The sequence below is a fragment of the Allobosea sp. P1_A7 genome, from assembly GCF_056406775.1.
Genome location: NZ_JBFTZN010000102.1, coordinates 1 through 17,628, shown reverse-complemented (window position 1 = coordinate 17,628; position 17,628 = coordinate 1). Strand labels below are relative to the sequence as shown.

Below are 17,628 nucleotides of genomic sequence, written 5' to 3'. Positions count from 1 at the left end.
GGCCGGCGCCCGCCATGTCCGCACCCGGCCCTACACCCCGCGAACCAACGGCAAGGCCGAGCGCTTCATCCAGACCAGCTTGCGCGAATGGGCCTATGCAAGACCCTATCAGAGCTCGGCAGAGCGCCACGCCGCCATCGGACCTTGGGCCGACAACTACAACCTCTCCCGCCCTCACTCAGCTCTCGGCGGAAAGCCGCCATAGGCAAGACTGAACAACCTTCTTGGAAACGACACCTAGCGCGCGACTGAGGGGGAATCGCGATGGCGCGTCGCTTCAAAGGCGGGAACCTGAACGGCGAAGTCGTAGAGCCAGCCCGCCAGGACGGGGAAGGTCGCACGCCAAGCTCCCTCGAAGCGAAGATCGAGGTATCCAAGCGCCGCAGCTAAGGAAAAGTCGCCGATTTGCAGCCGATGACCAGGGCGGACGACAATTTGGCTCGCGCGTGCCAAGCCGCGCATAATCTTTGCCTCCTGGTGCGCCGTCCAGCGCGCTTCGCGCTTTGCCTCCTCGCGCCAGCGCCGTTCGTAAATGATAAGAACGATCGCCTCCATCACGCCGTCAGCCAGGGCTTCGTAGGCCTGTCCGACAAAGTAGGCATCGCCCCGCTGAGTCAGAGCATGTCCGCTCCGTGCGTCGAGATAGGCAGCGATCACAGCTGAGTCGAATAAAGCGTCGCCCTGCAGCGTGATCAGCGTCGGAATCTTGGCGAGCGGATTCGCGGCAAGGAAGGCGGCGTTGGGCGTCGCAGTATCGACGAAGCGCTCATCAACGATGCCTTCAAACCCGAGATGGCGCGTCAGCATACGCACCTTGCGGGAGAATGGAGAGGCGGGAGCGCAGTAGAGGATCATCAGGATGGTTCTTGCTAGGCACGTGTCAGCCGCCCGCGGGCCACCGCCGCGGCGCCGGCGGCGAGGCGGCTGAGCGTATGCAGGGGCCGTTGCGCGAAGGCCGCCGCGGCCGGGCGGACGAGAGAACCGAACTTGCCTTCGAAGGCGTAGGTGCCAGCCGCCTGCAACCAGATGTCAGCCATCGCTTTGCGACGGTCGGCTGGCGCGAGGGCCGCGAAGACGTCGCGGTGCTTTGTGAGTAGTAATACGGCCGACCGCTCCACAACCTCCCCGAGCCGCGCGCGGCGATTATAGACGCGCGCCAGCGGCTCGCGCACCGCGACGATCGATCCCCCGCGAGTGTAGCGGATCAGCCAGTCCCAATCCTCGAAGCGAGGCAGCGTCTCATCGAACGGACCGACGGCGTCGAAAACGGCGCGGCGCGTGAGCTGCGTCGTGCCGGGATTCAGGTCGCAATCCATCGCCAGTCGCCGCGCCCAGTCGGGACTGTCCTCAAGCGGTTGCAGCCGCGTAACGGCGTGGTCGAGCAGATGCATCTCAACCCCAGTGCAAGAGACCCCGACGTCGGCGGGCGCATACTCAAGCGCTGAAATCTGGATTTCGAGTTTCCGTGGAAACCATTCGTCATCCGAATCAAGAAAGGCAACGAGCGATCCGGACGACGCCGCGACGCCGGCGTTGCGTGCTGCCGATGCACCACCGTTGCGCTCGCGGCGCAGTAGCCGCAGGCGCGGATCGTCAATTGCCGTGACGATCGCAGCGGAAGCGTCGCTGGAGGCGTCATCGACGACTACAACTTCAATATCTACGAAGCTCTGCGCCAAGGCGCTTTCGACCGCGCGCCGGATGGTGGCGGCGCGGTTGAACATCGGGATCACGACGCTGACACGTGGGGCTGATGCCGTCGTCATGGCTCCTCTTTATTAGCGGTTGGATCGAGGCGGAAGGTCTGGTCGAGAACTGCCTGCCTGTGGAAGCGAGCAGGCAGCAGGGGCGAAGCGAGCGCGTGTAGCCAGCCGGACAGTGGCTGCGCCGCGGCGTAGGCGAGATGGCCAGCTGCGCGACGTTGCGTGGCGTCGACCGGTCCGGCCCAGCGCGGTTTCAGCGCGTAGGATTGCAGGGCGTAGCGCAGTGCCGGTGTGTCGGGCGCGCGAAGACCGACGAGCGCGGCATGATAATAAGCGGCGCTTAGTGCCTGAGGCCCCAGCTTGCGGATATGTTCGGGAAGGTCGGGGCGCGCCAGTAGCCGTTTGATCATCTCGATCTTCTGGCGCGCTAGACGCGGCCCCTGGCCACGGCGGGTCATACCGCCAGCGTGCAGCCGCCAAGTCGCCAGCACCTGCGGCAGCCGCTTTACTTTTGCGCCGCGTAGGCCGTATCGCAACCAGAAATCGTAATCAGAGATCAGCGAGGCGCGGGCGTCGCGCACGGGCTCGCCGGCGAGAGCGCCGACCCGAAAGAAGGCTCCCGGTCCGGGGAGGCAGAAATGCTGGCAGAACAGCACCTCATAGTCATAGTCGCGCGTCGTAACCTTCGCCAACTGCCGCCCGTTCGCGTCGATCTTGAACCAATCCGGATAGACCGCATCTAGAGTGGGGTCGTCGCGGAAGGCCGCGCGCACGGCATCGAGGAGGCCCGGCAGGACCGGATCGTCGGCATTGACGATTCCGATGATCTCACGGTCTGCGCGCGCGACACCCGCGTTGACGGCATCTGCCTCACCGGCGTTGGCCTGCGTGATCAGCTCAATCGGTAGATCGGCGGCCGTGAGGCGAGCTCGCGTGGCGTCGGTCGAACCGTCGTCAACGACGACATAACGGTCTCCCGGACGCAACTGTACGGCGACGGATGACGCGGTCTCAACAATATAGTCGGCTCCGTTGAATAYCGGCGTAACCACGGCGAGCGAGGGGTCCTGCGTCATGACAGCGGCTCCTGTGCGGCAAGGCGGCGATAGAGGGACTCATAAGCGCGCACCATCGCGTCGAGCCCGTGACGCACGCGGGTTTCGGCAAACGATGCCGCCCACCGCGGATCGCCTGCCCGCGCGAAGGTGAGGGCGGCGGCAAGCGATTGCGGTTCGGCGGGAGGCGCCAGCGCCTCGCGTGGACAGGGGAGTCGCTCTACGTCGCCGACGCGGGTGGCGGCAATCGGCTTGTCCATAACCAGCGCCTCAAGCAAAGCCATGGGCATGGCCTCGCCATAGCGCGAACCGAGTAGAACAGCGTCGGACGCGTCAAGCAGGCCCGGCATATCGGAAACCTCACCGAGCATCACGACGGCAGCGCCTAGCCCGCGCGCAGTGATCAGGTCGCGCAATCCGGCGTCTGAGCCGTTCATGCCGCGTCCCGCAAGCAGCAGTCGTGCCATCGGCGTATCGCGTCGGAATAGCGAGAAAGCGTCGAGACAATTGGGCAAGTCCTTCTGCGGAGCGTTGCGAGCGCTCAAAAGTACGACGAACGCGTCGTCGGCGAGGCCGAACGCGTTGCGGCGCACCGCACGCCGCTCCGCATTTGGACGGAAGAGGGCAAGATCGACGCCGTTATCGATGACGAGGCCGCGTCGTGGCGCATAGCCCCGCGCCTCATGAAATACCCGAGCTGAGGCCGCGCAATAGACGATCGCGTCGGGCGTCGAGCGAGAGCGCGCGGCGAGCGTGCGATCGATCAGATGCAACGGTGGATTGGCAAGAAATCGCGGAAACGTAGTGTTGTGGATCGACCACACCAGAGGCGCCCGACCACCAACGGCGAGGCTAAGGAAGGCGCCATAATAGAGCCAGCCCTGGACTATGTCTGGTCTCAATCGCTCAACCAGAGCGCGTAGACGTCGACGCGATGCCGGCAGATGGGTAACTCCCCGTAATCGGCGCGTCAGGTCGAAGCCGAGATCCTCGACCACTAAATCGGCGCGGTCGAAAAACACCTCCTCCTGCATTAGCGCCACATGATGGGCGACTCCGGCCGGGGCCCGCGTCGCGAGTTCGAACAGCAGCCGCTCGGCGCCGCCCTGGCGCAAATGAGGAGCAATATGTAGGATCTTTAGCCCAGCCATGCAGCGCTCACTAAGACTTCACTGCTTACGCCACACCGTCCGATTGACGTAGTCGATGTAGCTCAGAACGATCGCGACTACCTTGCGCGAAACAGGGCCGGCGACATAGTCGCCGACCCGCCGCGGTGTCAGTCCGGTAGCCTGGGCGCGAATGACGAAACGCACCGAGTCAAGCACCGACGCACGCGTGAGCCCGCACATTACCAGCGTTCCCTCGTCCATGCCCTCGGGGCGCTCATGAGCCTGACGAATGGTCACGGCAGGGAAGCCCAGCAGCGAGCTTTCCTCAGTGATTGTGCCGCTGTCGGAGACAACGCAGGCCGCCGTCATTTGCAGCTTGATATAGTCGTGGAAACCGAACGGCGGCAGGAACTGAACGCGCGAATCGAGCTGGTTTTCGCCGAGAGCCTCCAGCCGCTTGCGGGTGCGCGGATGGGTCGACACGATCACCGGCCAGTTATGGGTTTCAGCCAGCCCATTAAGCGAATCGAGCAGGTCGGCAAGATTGCGCTCGTTGTCGACATTTTCCTCGCGATGGCTGGAGACGACGAAGAATTGGCGTTCGGTAAGGCCGAGGCGGTTGAGAACGTCGGAAGTCTCATACCGGGGACGGAAATGCTCGAGCACCTCATGCATGTGCGAACCTACATTGAAGGTCTGCTCGGGCGGCAGGCCCTCAGCGAGCAAATAGCGCCGGGCGTGCTCGGTCAGCGTCATGTTGACGTCGGAGAGATGATCAATGACCTTGCGGTTGAGTTCTTCGGGGACACGCTGATCGAAGCAGCGATTGCCGGCTTCCATATGGAAGACTGGGATCTTGCGCCGCTTGGCTGAGATTACCGCCAGGCCCGAATTGGTGTCACCGTAGATGAGCACTGCATCAGGCTTCTCTAGCTCCATCACTGCGTCGGAGCGCCTTAGCACCTCAGCGATCGTGTCGATTGCCGAGCCCCCGGCCGCCTCGAGAAAATGGTCCGGCTTGCGGATGTCCAAATCCTCAAAAAACACCTGATTGAGGCCATAATCGTAATTCTGACCGGTGTGGACTAGCACGTGATGGGTCTGCTCGTCGAGTTGGGCGATGACCCGACACATCTTGATCAGCTCGGGCCGAGTGCCCACAATCGACATCACCTTGCGCATGTCTAGTTCCGCAGTTCGGCCTGGATGTAGTCGAGGCCGAGAAGCAGCTTCTTCACCCCCTCAACGTCGAGAATCTCAGTGTTGTCGGAGGTGTAATCCTCCGCCATCGAGATCGCGCTTTCGCCCTCGACGAAATATTTGGCGTAGTTAAGATCGCGGTTGTCTTGGGGGACACGGTAATAGCCGCCGTGATCGGCTGCGCGCGCCATCTCCTCCCGCGAGACCAGCGACTCGTAACGCTTCTCGCCATGACGCGTGCCAATCACATTAATCGGAACGCGCTTTTCGAAGATCTGCATCACCGCTTCTGCAAGGTGGCCGATTGTCGAGGCGGGCGCCTTCTTGACGAAGATGTCGCCTTGCTCAGCGTTGCGATACGCATAGATGACCAGATCGACCGATTCCTCGAGCGACATGAGAAAGCGTGTCATGTTCGGATCGGTGACGGTGATCGGCTGGCCCGCCTTCACTTGCGAGACGAAGAGTGGAATCACTGAGCCACGCGACGCCATCACGTTGCCGTAGCGTGTGGCGCACAATGTGGTGTCGCTCTGCGAAAGCAGACGGGCGCGTGCGACCGTGATCTTCTCCATCATCGCCTTGCTAATACCCATGGCGTTGATCGGGTAGACCGCCTTGTCCGTAGAGAGCACAACAACGCGCCGGGCGCCAGCGTCAATGGCGGCTTCTAGCACGTTGCTCGCGCCGAGGACATTCGTGCGCACCGCCTCCATCGGGTAGAACTCGCAAGAGGGCACTTGCTTTAGTGCGGCGGCGTGAAAGATAAAGTCGACACCGCGCATCGGAGCGCGCAGGCTGGTAGGCTCACGCACGTCGCCGATGTAAAATTTGACGCGGTCATTCTTTAGCTCGAGGCGCATGTCCTCCTGCTTCTTCTCGTCACGGCTGAAGACGCGGACCTCGCCGATTCCTTCGCGCAGGAAGCGACGCAGAACGACATTGCCGAAGGATCCGGTTCCGCCAGTGATGAGCAGGGTCTTACCCTTGATGTCCATGGGATAGATTACTTTCTCTTGGCGCGCGCTCAACGTGCGGAGCGCATGCGGGCTATTAGCTCGGGCCAAGGCGGAGCGACATATCCCGTCGCCGCGCGGAAGCGCGAGCCGTCCATTGAACGGTCGATCGCCACCGCGTCATCGGGGACGATATCTATTGACTTGCCGTATTCCTGCGACACCAGCTTCAGGAGCTCGAATTTGTTGATCTTGTCGGCGGCGACATGCCAAACGCCGCGCAACTCCGGATGCGGAATAACGACGTCGCGGATAACGCGCGCCAACTCGACGGTCGGGAGACCCGTGTAGATCGCCCCCCGATATCCCTTCACCGAGGGGCCGGGCTGGCACAGGAACCAGTCGATCAGCGAATGGGCGGAGTTAAGCTCATGACCGATGATCGAGGTGCGCAGCGTGACTGCATTGGAATAGTCAACCTCACCCAGAAACTTGCTCTTGCCATATAGGTCTTCGGCGTTCGACGGGTCCTTCTCGTTGTAATCACCCTTGCGCCCGTCGAAAACGCAGTCGGTCGAGACGTGCACGAGGCGCGCGCCCGTCGCTCCGCAGAGTTCGGCGAGCCGGTGCGGCAGGAGTGAATTCAAAGTGATGGATACGAGGGGATCCTTGGCGGCGGAGAGCTGTTTGACAACACCAACGCAGTTAATAACCACGTCTGGCCGCGTTTGGCCGATCACACGGACGAGGCGGTCTTGATCGGTCACATTGACGTCGCCGAGCAGGCGAGCGCTCGTGCTCTGAGAAAGCGCTGCTGGCGAGCCACCTCGGATCGTACCGACAACCTCGAAGCCTGGCGAAGCGGCGAAGAGCCTATAGGCAGCGTTACCAAGCATGCCCCCGGCACCCAGGATGAGGATTTTGGTCAACGTCATCTCCGGTCAATTTGCTGGAACGGCGTCTTTCCGTCATCACTGACGCCTCGGTCAAGTCCGCTAAGCGCGAACGATTTACTCAACCGACCTGGTCTTGTCGAGCCGCCCGATCCGCCGCAGCAGAACGCGTTTGCGAGACGAGGATGCGAGGTGTTACAGGAGCGCCGCGGCGGACTCTCCGGTCCGGCGCGAGTTCAAGGATTGAAGCGTTGACGAGTTGGGGCGATCATCTGCGCCGGACGACGGAATTGACTTTGCGTTTGACGATGCGCGATTTTGAGGCGCGTTATCGCGGCAGCATACTCGGCGTTGGCTGGGCGTTTCTGACGCCACTCCTAACCGCGTTGATCTTCACCTTTGTATTCTCCTCGGTGTTTCAAGCGCGGTGGGGAACTGGGCGGGACGGAGTCGACGCCAACTTCACGTTGATACTGCTCGTCGGCGTCCTCTTGCACTCCATGCTCGCGGAGACTTTGAACCGAGCTGCGGGATTGATCCTCGCCCACAGCAGCTATGTGAAGAAAGTCGTCTTCCCGCTCGGCACACTGCCCGTCGTCGTCGTGCTGGGAGCCCTGATCACCGCAGCTTTTGGCCTGTTGATTGTCATCTTGGGCCATGCACTGTATAGCGGCCGCGTCGAGGCAACCGCGCCGCTCTTTGTCCTCATCATTATTCCCTATCTGCTCCTGCTGCTGGCGTCGGCCTATGTGCTATCGGCTTTGGGAGTTTATCTCCGCGACATCGGACAGATCGTGAGTTTCGTCGTCACCGCCTCGATGTTCCTGACGCCGATCTTCTACCCGATCTCGTCGGTTCCACCCAGTTTCCGGACGTTAATGCAGCTCAATCCGCTGACCATCGTGGTCGAGGAGACGCGCAGCGTGTTGCTGTTCGGCCAAGTTCCGAACTGGCAGGCTTTGGCATTTTTGTGGATGGGAGCGCTGGTCGCACTGCCTGCGGCGATCTGGGTCTTCAATCGCCTGCGCGCGGGATTCGCCGATGTGCTCTGAGATCGCGATCGAGGCTAAAGAGCTCTCGAAGGCCTACCAGATATACCGGCGCCCGTCCGACAGGCTAGCGCAGGCTATAATGCCGCGCCTGCGGCGGGCGGCCGCGCCGGCCTTGCGTGCGGTAGGAGTCGATTGGCCGGGAAAGAACTATTACGTTGACCATTGGGCGCTGAATTCCATTAGCTTTGAGGTGCCGCGCGGCGATAGCATGGCGATCATCGGCCGCAACGGGTCGGGCAAATCCACGCTGCTGCAACTCGTCTGCGGTACCTTGGCTCCCACCAATGGCGAGGCGCGCGTCAAAGGGCGCGTCGCCGCGCTACTTGAGCTGGGGTCGGGCTTCAATCCCGAGTTTACTGGCCGCGAGAACATTTATCTCAACGCATCGATCCTCGGCATGTCGCGCGAGGAAACACAGGCGCGTTTCGACGACATCCTCGCCTTCGCCGACATCGGCGAATTCATCGAACGACCGGTGAAAACCTATTCGACGGGTATGGCGATGCGTCTGGCGTTCGCAGTGATCGCCCATGTCAATGCGGACGTGCTTATCATCGATGAGGCGCTAGCGGTGGGTGACGCCTACTTCCAGCAGAAGTGCCTGAGATGGCTGCGGCAGTTCCGCGAAAGTGGGACTGTATTGTTCTGCGGCCATGACACCGGCGCGGTGATGAGCCTGTGCAACAGCGCGATTTGGATCGACAAGGGCGATCTTGTGATGCAGGGCTCGGCCAAGGACGTTTGCGAAGCTTATTCGGCTTCCATCATGAGCCAGACGCAAGGACTGTCGAACCAACCGATTCTGCGGCAGCGCGCCAAGGCAAATGCTCTCGCCGTCGACGCGTCGGCAACGACGGGTGAGCGGGCGGCGCCCGAGGCCAAGGCCAAACCCGTGACGCGCCCAGACGCGCCCAAGCCGGATCGGCCGGTAATCTTCGAGAACATGGCAGATAGCGCCGATTTTGGGAGTGGCAAGGCGCGCATCCAACGTGTCAATTTCACTCACGCCGACGGCTCACCGCTTCACTGGATAGAGGGTGGGGAGGACGTACGGCTTCTCATCGAGGTCGCCGTCCTTGCCGATCTCGATGCGCCGATCGTGGGTTTCCACATCAAGGACCGCCTCGGCCAGCCGATCCTGGGCGACAACACCTTCCTGACGACCCTCGCCCGTCCGATCACGGCCCGGGCGGGCCAGATTCTTGAGACGAGTTTCGCATTCCGGTTGCCCGCGCTCGCATCTGGACGCTATTCGGTGACAGCGGCCTGTGCTTCCGGAACTCTGGAGAATCATGTGCAGCATCAGTGGATGCATGACGCCCTGATGTTCGACGTCCATTCGCCTTTCCGAAACGGGGTCCTGGTGGCGATCGATATGGATCGCATTCAGATCGATGCAATCGATTCGCACCTTCCCCAAGAACCGACCGATGCCTGACGCCGATGCGCGTCTCCGATTACGGAAGCTTCGCGCCCGTTAGCAGTATAAAGTTGGCGGCCCTTCGGTGGAACCCGCAGGGCCGAATTCCGAATGGCGACTTATACGGACGGGCGAACGAACCGCGGCGACATTCTTGGCTAGTGTTCTCTCGATTTGTGATCTCGATCATGGCCGCGCGGCTTATCGACCAAGCGACGGCGGCGCGGAATTGACAACATTCTGTATTTCATGGATGGCGATGGGGCTCACGCCTTCCCGTCGAGCGAATGATATGAGTGCTCGGCCTTTGCGATGAGTCGAGCGCATAGTGATGGAACGTCCAGTGACGCAATTGTCCCCCAAGACCCGTTTCTTGAATCGTCTCCCGGGTTTGCGACGCTATTACGCCACCCTCACCCAGCTCGATTCCGAGCGCATCGGCGCTCTGCGGGCCCTGGAGAAACACCAGATCGAAGCTAACACGCGCGAAAGCCTGCTGCGCGAGGAAGCATCCAGGCTCGTCGCGGAGCGAAATGCGTTGCGCGAGGAGCGCGGCGCTTTGACCGAACGCCTAGCTGCTAAAGCCGCGTTTGAAGACCAGTTCAACCATCTTCTGGTGAAGCTCGATAATGTCTCGGCCCAAACCCTCGGGGTGGGCGCACGTCACGAGGAAGCTGTCGCCCGCCTCGGACGCCAATTGGGCGTGGACCCCGCTGCCCCGGGGGGCGACGGAAGCGCCGCAGAACTCTATCTTGATCTGCTGGTGGCGTCTCTGACCGGCCTGCTGATCGAGGACGGCTCGCAAGCGCCCTGGACGGAACGCAAGTTCGACCCGTCGTTGCGCGCCATTGGCCGCGATTGGCCCGAACAGGCGATCACGATGATCGGCACTGCCCGTATGCGCAATTTGCGCATGCTGACGACGCAGGCTTTGGATGAGGGCGTTCCCGGCGACTTCATCGAGACTGGCGTCTGGCGCGGCGGCGCCTGCATCTACGCCAAGGGAATCTTCAAGGCCTATGGCGCGAAAGACCGCAAGGTCTTCGTAGCCGACAGTTTTCGGGGTCTGCCCGAACCTGACGCATCGCGCAATCCGGCCGACACGGGGGACACACATCACACCTACGCCCAACTCGCCGTCTCGCGTGAGGTCGTCGCCGGCAATTTTCGCCGTTACGGACTTCTCGACGAACAGGTGATCTTCCTTGAGGGTTGGTTCAAGGACACTCTTCCCGTTGCGCCAATCGACCGGCTGGCCGTGCTGCGGCTCGACGGGGACATGTATGAGAGCACGATGGATGCACTCCACGCGCTCTATCACAAAGTGTCGCCGGGCGGGTTCGTCATCGTGGACGATTATGTTCTCGAGCCTTGTGCCCGGGCGATCCACGATTTTCGCGAGCAGCAGGGCATCGAGGCACCGATGCACCCCGTGGACGGCGCGGCGGTGTGGTGGCGTGTTCCCGTCTAGGCTCAAGTCTCAAATGCACGATGCTTGCGGCCATGCGAGCGCCGGAGAGTCTCGGCTGCAAGTTTGTCTTATCGGGGGCCCGAAGAGCATCTGCGCGGCTTCACCGGCATCCTGCAGGCCGACGCCTATGCCGGCTACAACCGGCCGCTCGCCCCTTAGCGTCAGCCCGGGCCAGTCGTCGAGGCGCTATGCTGGAGACATCTATGGATGCCCCCGCTCTGGCAAGGATTTATCGTGCACTGGGGCGTAGATCTGCGGCTGCGGTCATCTATCCGGCCTATCTTGGCGGCGCACCCTGCGTCGCCGGCCTTGATGGTTCATCCGCAAGCCAGGTCCCAATCACGCGCCGCGAGCTCGAAACTCGATGGCTCCAACGGATTCGTCAGGCTCCGGTGCGCCCGGTCTTGCCATCAGGCGCGAGTCTGCCTTCGCGTCGCAAGTCGCGGGCGGCGACGATCGCCCGACCGCGGTCAGGCCCGCCGCGTCGGCGACGCGCCGTAGGACTCACCGTAACGCAGCATTGCCCAGATCGTGCGAGCGGTCTTGTCGGCTATCGCCACCGCGGCCACGTTGGCGGGCCGGCGCGCCCTTAGCTTCGCCAGCCACAGCCAGCGCTTGCCTCGCCAGCGCATCACGGCCCGGCTGCCGTGGATTAGCAGGCGCCGCAGGTAGCCATCGCCTCGCTTGCTGATGCCACTGAGCTTATCGAATCCACCGGTCGAGTTCTGCCGGGGCACGAGTCCGAGCCATGCCGAGAAGTGAGGGCCCGACTTGAACTGGGCCGGGTCGCCGATCGAGGCGACAACGGCGGTAGCTGTGATGACGCCAACCCCCGGGAAGGCGGTGAGCCGGCGGCAGGTACCTCACGCGCCACATGGCCGAGGTCCTCGTCGATGCGCGCTAGCTTCTCGCCGACGGAACGCAGCTCGGCCACAAGGTGGCGCAGCGCCGGCGTGCCAGCGGGGGCACGCGCTCGTCGCCCTCGTCTTCGACTATCGCCGTCAGCACGCCGATATTGTGGGCGCGCTCCGGCCCGACGAGGCCAAGCTCCGTAAGATGGCCGCGGATGGCGTTGATGAGCTGGGTGCGCTGCCGCATGAGCTGATCGCGAACGCGGTGGAGCATCAGGACCTCCTGCTGCGCTACGCTCTTGCTCGGCACGAAGCGCATGGTCGGCCGCGCCATCGCCTCGCAGATAGCCTCGGCATCGGCGGCGTCGTTCTTGTTGGTTTTGACAAACGGCTGTCAATGCCGCCTGAATTTTCCCCAGAAGTGTCGCTTCTGAGGAGTTTTGATCCGGCAGCCACAACGGCCGCACGTATTGCGCTGGCAACAAGCGCGCTTCATGGCCCATTGCGACGAGCAGGCGACCCCAGTGGTGGGCGCCGGGACATGCCTCGAGGCCGACCTCGCAGCGCGGCAGGCTGCGAAAGAAGGCCTCGACCTCGTCGCGCTTGAGCCGGCGGCGCAGCACCGCTCGGCCCTCCTGATCGGCGGCATGGACCTGGAACACGGACTTGGCGATATCGAGCCCGATGCGGGCAACATCGTTCGGCATGGCGCTCTCCTGTGGTCAGAGCCCCCTTGCCAACGTCACACGAAGCGCGACGCTGGGCGAGCGGGGGCATTCATGCCATCATGTCCGGCGGAAGTTCTACGAGCTGGCCCAATCAGGCCCGGCGCCGATCGCCATGGAAGCCCTTGCGCGCATCGCGATGCTCTACCAGGTCGAGGCCGAAATCCGCGGCCGCCCGGCCGAGGAACGTCGTGCCGCCCGGCAGGCCAGGAGCCGTCCCATCGTCGCGGCGCTGGAGTCGTGGCTCAAGGAGAAGCTCGGCCTCGTCAGCCAGAAGAGCAAGCTCGCCGAGGCAATCCGCTACGCCCTCTCGCGCTGGCAGGGCCTCTCCCGCTTCCTCGACGACGGCCGCGTCGAAATCGACTCCAACGTGGTCGAGCGCGCAATCCGGATCGCAAGAATGCGCTCTTTGCCGGCTCCGACGGCAGCGGCGAGCACTGGKCCGTCATCGCCTCGCTCGTGGAGGCCTTCAAGCTCAACGCCGTCGATCCGCAAGCCTATCTCGGCGACGTCATCGCCCGCATCGTCGCCGGCCATCCGCAAAGCCAGATCGACGGCTTGCTGCCCTGGGCCTAGGCCCCCCAGCCGCTCAAGGCCGTGGCCTGAAAACAGCGGTTACGGTGCGCTTTGAGGTGAGTGGCATTGAGTGCGACCGTGCCCCCAGTATCATGCCGCCCGCGCCAATCAATTTCTGCAAGATGTTGGCGACAAACCCTGGTCTGTAGCACACCCTATCGTCAGGTGCCGCCGTGTTCCATCCGTCCAGTTGACCGCTCGCTGACGTCATAACCAAGAAACTGGCGCACTGCACGCTCCATGCGGGGCAGCGTAAAGTCGGCAAGAAATGCGCGCTGCGCAGCAAGGGCCGTCGTCTCGTACAACACCGCATTTTCTACCAGATGAACCAGACCATTATAAACGGATGTTGCGTAAGCGTCGCGGCAGAGATAAGCCGCGCCCCGCTCTTTCAGATAGATGTAAGGTGCCGAATAAGACGGGCCGTGGAACAGGATCGGCCGCCCCGCCGCCAAGTAGGTCGGCACCTTGGAGGGGAAGCTCAAGCGCGAAACCTCCTCCATGTTTGCTGCGAAAGGATAGGGGCAATAGGCGACGTCGCAATTCCGAGCTATTGTCCGGATCACTTCCGGCTGATCCTTCCAGCCCATAAATTTCAGATGGCCGTCTGGAATTTCGCTCGGGGGCGGCTCGTGGCCGAAAGTCATCAGAACGACTTTGCGTTCGCCCACCCTCCACTYGGAGAAGTTGAGGGCGGTCACCAACTGTCTCCATTCCTCGCTCGCGTAGAATTGACCAACCATGCCGACGACTACACTGTCCGTGCTGATAAGCGCAGTCGGCGGCGTTTGTGCGAGCGTGGGATCGATCGAGGCGATCACCGCTGTCGAAGGGACGCCGTAAATCTCCTCATAGTGCCGCGCCATCGGACCCGAAGCCGCCGCGCAGCTCGTAGCCTGCCGCAGCGTGCGATCAAATTGGGCGAGGTCAAGCCGGCGATTGACCGGGTCAACCCCGTGAGCGTCGAGCCACCAGCGCAGGGGATCCCAGACATGAACGCGCAACGGCACACCGAGCTCACGCGCCACCGGCGCGGCTATCCGCACCATAGTCTGTCCCTGCAAAATCGCCCATAGGTCAGTCGCGCCGATCGCGCGGCCATAGGCCACTGCCTGGCGGATGAGGCCGCGAGGCAGGGTCGCACGCTTGACCGCCTCGACGGCGGCCGCACCAACCCTCCCGATCCTGATGCCACGCAGGACTCGGCGTTGCTGTTCGATCGGCTTGGGGATCATCTTCATTTCGACGTCCGCGAGATCGTCATAAAGCTTGGGCTGAAGATGCGGATTGGTCACGCAAAAGACGGCAAGTTCGCTCTTTGGGACGAACCGGCACATCTGTGCCGTCACGATCCCCGCGGTCAGATTGCTGCATGGTGGAATATCAGTCAGGAGAAGGATTCGCCTGCCGGGAGTGTGTCCCGTCATCGCTGCGCCACCTTTCGATAAAGAGCCGCCATCTTGCGCGCGAAATCGCCGTCACTGTAATGCGTCTCTGCCCAACGTCGGCCTGCCGCACCCCGCCGCTGACGCTCTGCGGGAGAACGGACGAGACGTTCGATCGCTTCAGCAAGGGAGGCGGCATCACGCATCGGTGTAGCGATCGCTACGTCCGGGGCCCCCGCGACTTCGGGCAGTGCGGTGCCTTCAAAGACGATAATCGGCTTCGCAAAGGCGAGGGCCTCGATTGCCATCATACCGAAGGCTTCAGCCGTCGAAGGCATCAGAAAAATATCTGTTGCGGCGAAAGAGTCCATCATCGTCGCGCCATCGTTCACCCAACCGAGATCTATGACCTGATGACGACCGATGAACTCATTGAGATGCCCCTTGCCGTGGGTCGTCAGAATCGTCAGTGGGATTCCCATATCGGGCAACCTGCGCAGCGCCTCCACGACATACTCGAACCCCTTGTACGGGCTATCGGCAAAGGCGCGCACGCCGATTACCAGCCGGCCTGGCAGAACTCCCAGCCGGGCCTGCGCCGGCTGCGGATCGACGGGATGAAAACGCTTCAGATCGATGCCAAAGGGAATGACCTCAATTGCCTGTCCCGCAGCGATAGGAGAGCGTGCGGCCATATCGCGCATGTGGCTGGAGGCTACGACGATCTGCGCGCGACTCTCGGCAACGACGCGCTTCTTCCACGCGAACTGCTCGGCCGTGCGGTCCTTCCTCATCGCAAAGGGCAGGTCCAGCGACGGGCACTGCCCGCACCCCTTCTGCCAGCGCTCGCACTCCAGGGAATAAATGCAATGGCCGGTCATCGGCCAGGGATCGTGCCATGTCCATACGCTCGGCTTGCCACGCGTCAGAAAACGGAGTGCGTCCAAACTGAAATAGCCGTCATGGATTATATGGAAATGGACTATGTCGGCGGTGCGATAGGCATTCGACAGGGCCAGGGCGTAAGCCTGCCATTGCAGGCGCGAATGGATCGACAGCATGGATTCGAGCCGCCCGATCACCTTGTTGGCCAGACGCGCGCCTGAAAGGTCGAAGAAGCGCCGGGAGTCCGGGCTGTCGCTTAGCTTGTTCCACACGAGATGCGCAGATTCGACGCCCTCCGCTGCAAGCAGATGGCGAATGTCGAAATTGTTGAAACGACTGCCAACGACGTCGCTTGTGTTGATCTGAAGAACTTTCATGGTCGTTCACTCCCCTCGCGAAGAATCGGCATCCCGAGGGCTTGAAGATAAAAGTTGCGGATCGACGGCTTCATAACCGACAGATCGAGCCGGGAGCGGATAATCTCGAGATTGCGCCCCGCCGCGGCGTCTACCAAGGTATCATCCGTCAGTGCGCGCTCGAAACGCGAGCAAATTTCCTCGAAATCGTCTGGAGAGACCGCGAACCCGGTCTCTCCTTGCACGAACCATTCCTCGCAGCATGACGTGTTCGTCTGAACAGGAAAGGCCCCCATCAACATCGCCTCGAGCACGGAGGTCGAGATTCCGTCGGAAATACTGACGGCCAGATACACTCGGGCGCGTCCGAAGTATTCGAGAATTTCGTCATGGGTGCCTAGATCGATGACGCCGATGTTGAGGACCCCGGCCGCCTTCAATTCAAGCGCGCGTGCGCGCGGGCGGGCCCCGACTGAGAACATGACGATCTCATAGTCCTTCAGGCGGTCGGCAAAACGCTCGAGCACGGCCAGAGAAACCATGGCGCGGCCGGCGAAATGATCGTAGCCCTTGACCATGATGAGCTTGCGCCGCGACGGCGGGGCTTCGCTGCGCAGGCGTTGGGCGGAGTCGACATCGATGCCTCCAGAGTTGGCCAGAATCGGCAACTCAGGGCCGCGGTAGCCGAAGCTGCGTCCAAGCGCGAGATCGCGCCGACACTCGCACGAATAGAGGTCGATCGCTTCGCATACCCGACGGATTTGGCGCGCGTGAGGCTCCTGGCCGCCGAAGTAATAGATGTCACTGCCCCAGTTCGTCGCCAGCCAGCGAGGGAAGCGGTATGATGGGTCTTCCGCAAGCATAAGATCGCGCGCCGCCAGCACAAGATAGGCGTTGTGCTGGAATTCCAGCGAGTGGATGAGGTTCGGCTTTACGTTGGCTATGACCTCGGCCAGCATGCGCGGGCCGTGAAGCGCCATGATGGTTTCCTCGCTTTCGTCGGGCCGGCCKAGCCGTATCCGCGCCTGCGGATCGCCATCGAACGGCACCGCACGGGTTCTCACGAAGTCCCCATCGCGCGACGCCAGTTCCAGCGCAGGCGGCGATGCCTTGTGACGCCGAAGCTTGTCCCGTAGCAGACGGGCGGCGTCAAACGGATTCCTGAACGCGCTCAGAACAAACCTCGCCGCCCGCCGGCCGGTCGAAAGCCAGGGTATGGCGCGGGGCGCGTCAGCGGTGGCAGACTGCGTCACCGTCGGCACATGCAACGTCAATCCGCGGATGTAGGCGTGCGGGGGGGAGGGGTCGTTCGGAAACAGATGCAGGTCAAAACCCGCGTTGACCATTGCTTCGATCCAGCGCGCCGTATGCACGGAATGATGCATCGCCACGAATAGGATGCGGGGGCGCTCGCCATGCGACAGGGGGGACATCTTACCCAATCTTCCCGAGCGCGGCCGAGAAGGCGGCACGAGCTTGTTCGACGCCGAACTCCTGCGCGGCAGCCAGGGCGTTCTTGATCAGACTGGCCCGCAGCGCCGCATCTTCGCTCAGCCGATTCAGCGCCTGGGCGAGGGCCTCGACATCCGGTTGGTCGACCACCAAGCCCGCTCCCCGCGCCGCGAAAAACGATGACACGAACGATCCACGCGGAGCGTGAACGACAACAGGTCGTCCGGAGGCCAAGTATTCGGCGACCTTGGCGGGCGCCGATGAGCGCACGACTTCAGGGATCGGTGACTCGAAAGCCAGAGGCAGGAATAGAATGTCGGCCTCGCGCTGGCGGGCCAGCGCCTGCGCCTGGGGCAGGTGATCGTGCCGGTGGACGAAGGGGCCGACAAGACCGTTGTCTCGGACCTGGGCCTCGCCCTGCGCGGTGTGGAGATGGAGTTGGAAGCGTCCCCCGGTTCGCTCCATCGCGGCAACTAGATTCCTGAAGGCGCTAGCCTGCGCGCTATAAACCGAACCCGTGTATAGCACTATAGCAC

Annotated in this window: 16 protein-coding genes and 2 pseudogenes; 6 read left to right on the top strand and 12 right to left on the bottom strand. The window is 62.4% G+C overall.

The window, feature by feature from the left end; translation table 11 throughout:
- Window positions 1-205: integrase core domain-containing protein (locus tag AC1D34_RS18710; protein ID WP_476824977.1), on the top strand; the 205-nt coding region annotated here is incomplete at its 5' end.
- A 32-nt stretch (window positions 206-237) separates the two neighbouring features.
- On the opposite strand, the gene AC1D34_RS18705 is transcribed toward AC1D34_RS18710, so the two are convergent.
- From AC1D34_RS18705 to AC1D34_RS18675, 7 genes are read right to left on the bottom strand one after another with little or no spacing between them, the layout of a single operon-like run.
- Window positions 238-855 carry a glutathione S-transferase family protein gene (locus AC1D34_RS18705; RefSeq protein WP_476824976.1) on the bottom strand — a complete coding sequence of 206 codons (618 nt, stop codon included), beginning with the start codon at window positions 853-855 and terminating at the stop codon, window positions 238-240.
- Between the two features lie 14 nt (window positions 856-869).
- Complete coding sequence (locus AC1D34_RS18700; RefSeq protein ID WP_476824975.1) at window positions 870-1,766, bottom strand: glycosyltransferase family 2 protein; 897 nt, start codon at window positions 1,764-1,766, stop codon at window positions 870-872.
- Entirely contained in the window at window positions 1,763-2,779 is a 1,017-nt protein-coding gene (locus tag AC1D34_RS18695; protein ID WP_476824974.1) for a glycosyltransferase, read from the bottom strand. The genes AC1D34_RS18700 and AC1D34_RS18695 overlap by 4 nt, the downstream gene beginning before the upstream one ends.
- On the bottom strand, window positions 2,776-3,909 hold the full coding sequence (locus AC1D34_RS18690; protein WP_476824973.1) for a glycosyltransferase: 1,134 nt from the start codon (window positions 3,907-3,909) through the stop codon (window positions 2,776-2,778). The genes AC1D34_RS18695 and AC1D34_RS18690 overlap by 4 nt, the downstream gene beginning before the upstream one ends.
- Window positions 3,910-3,927: 18 nt before the next feature.
- A complete protein-coding gene (gene wecB / locus AC1D34_RS18685; RefSeq protein ID WP_476824972.1) occupies window positions 3,928-5,052 on the bottom strand; it encodes a non-hydrolyzing UDP-N-acetylglucosamine 2-epimerase in 1,125 nt (374 codons plus the stop codon).
- Window positions 5,053-5,054: 2 nt separating this feature from the next.
- Window positions 5,055-6,068, bottom strand: coding sequence for a polysaccharide biosynthesis protein (locus AC1D34_RS18680; RefSeq protein ID WP_476824971.1), 1,014 nt, complete (start codon window positions 6,066-6,068; stop codon window positions 5,055-5,057).
- A gap of 29 nt (window positions 6,069-6,097) precedes the next feature.
- Window positions 6,098-6,955, bottom strand: coding sequence for a dTDP-4-dehydrorhamnose reductase family protein (locus AC1D34_RS18675; RefSeq protein ID WP_476824970.1), 858 nt, complete (start codon window positions 6,953-6,955; stop codon window positions 6,098-6,100).
- Window positions 6,956-7,170: 215 nt separating this feature from the next.
- Between AC1D34_RS18675 and AC1D34_RS18670 the strand changes: the two genes are divergently transcribed.
- The 4 genes from AC1D34_RS18670 (at window position 7,171) to AC1D34_RS18655 (ending at window position 11,021) form a co-directional block, all read left to right on the top strand.
- Window positions 7,171-7,971: an ABC transporter permease gene (locus AC1D34_RS18670; protein ID WP_476824969.1), complete on the top strand. Its 801-nt coding sequence runs from the start codon at window positions 7,171-7,173 to the stop codon at window positions 7,969-7,971.
- Window positions 7,961-9,409, top strand: coding sequence for an ABC transporter ATP-binding protein (locus AC1D34_RS18665; RefSeq protein ID WP_476824968.1), 1,449 nt, complete (start codon window positions 7,961-7,963; stop codon window positions 9,407-9,409). Before AC1D34_RS18670 ends, AC1D34_RS18665 begins: the two co-directional genes overlap by 11 nt.
- 334 nt (window positions 9,410-9,743) lie before the next feature.
- Window positions 9,744-10,862: a TylF/MycF family methyltransferase gene (locus tag AC1D34_RS18660; protein ID WP_476824967.1), complete on the top strand. Its 1,119-nt coding sequence runs from the start codon at window positions 9,744-9,746 to the stop codon at window positions 10,860-10,862.
- Between the two features lie 63 nt (window positions 10,863-10,925).
- A complete protein-coding gene (locus AC1D34_RS18655) occupies window positions 10,926-11,021 on the top strand; it encodes an IS66 family transposase (RefSeq protein WP_476824978.1) in 96 nt (31 codons plus the stop codon).
- A 311-nt stretch (window positions 11,022-11,332) separates the two neighbouring features.
- On the opposite strand, the pseudogene AC1D34_RS18650 reads toward AC1D34_RS18655, so the two are convergent.
- Window positions 11,333-12,420 (bottom strand): annotated as a pseudogene (locus AC1D34_RS18650) (IS110 family RNA-guided transposase).
- Between the two features lie 79 nt (window positions 12,421-12,499).
- On the opposite strand from AC1D34_RS18650, the pseudogene AC1D34_RS18645 reads away from it, so the two are divergent.
- Window positions 12,500-13,014, top strand: a pseudogene (locus AC1D34_RS18645) (IS66 family transposase); the annotation flags it as partial.
- Window positions 13,015-13,175: 161 nt separating this feature from the next.
- Here AC1D34_RS18645 and AC1D34_RS18640 read toward each other — a convergent pair.
- The 4 genes from AC1D34_RS18640 to AC1D34_RS18625 all read right to left on the bottom strand — a co-directional run.
- Entirely contained in the window at window positions 13,176-14,441 is a 1,266-nt protein-coding gene (locus tag AC1D34_RS18640) for a glycosyltransferase family protein (protein WP_476824966.1), read from the bottom strand.
- The gene (locus AC1D34_RS18635) at window positions 14,438-15,661 is read right to left on the bottom strand and encodes a glycosyltransferase (protein WP_476824965.1); all 1,224 of its coding nucleotides are present in this window, start codon (window positions 15,659-15,661) and stop codon (window positions 14,438-14,440) included. The genes AC1D34_RS18640 and AC1D34_RS18635 overlap by 4 nt, the downstream gene beginning before the upstream one ends.
- On the bottom strand, window positions 15,658-17,073 hold the full coding sequence (locus AC1D34_RS18630; RefSeq protein ID WP_476824964.1) for a glycosyltransferase: 1,416 nt from the start codon (window positions 17,071-17,073) through the stop codon (window positions 15,658-15,660). The genes AC1D34_RS18635 and AC1D34_RS18630 overlap by 4 nt, the downstream gene beginning before the upstream one ends.
- A gap of 1 nt (window position 17,074) precedes the next feature.
- A partial coding sequence (locus AC1D34_RS18625; RefSeq protein WP_476824963.1) for a glycosyltransferase occupies window positions 17,075-17,628 on the bottom strand: 554 nt, incomplete at its 5' end.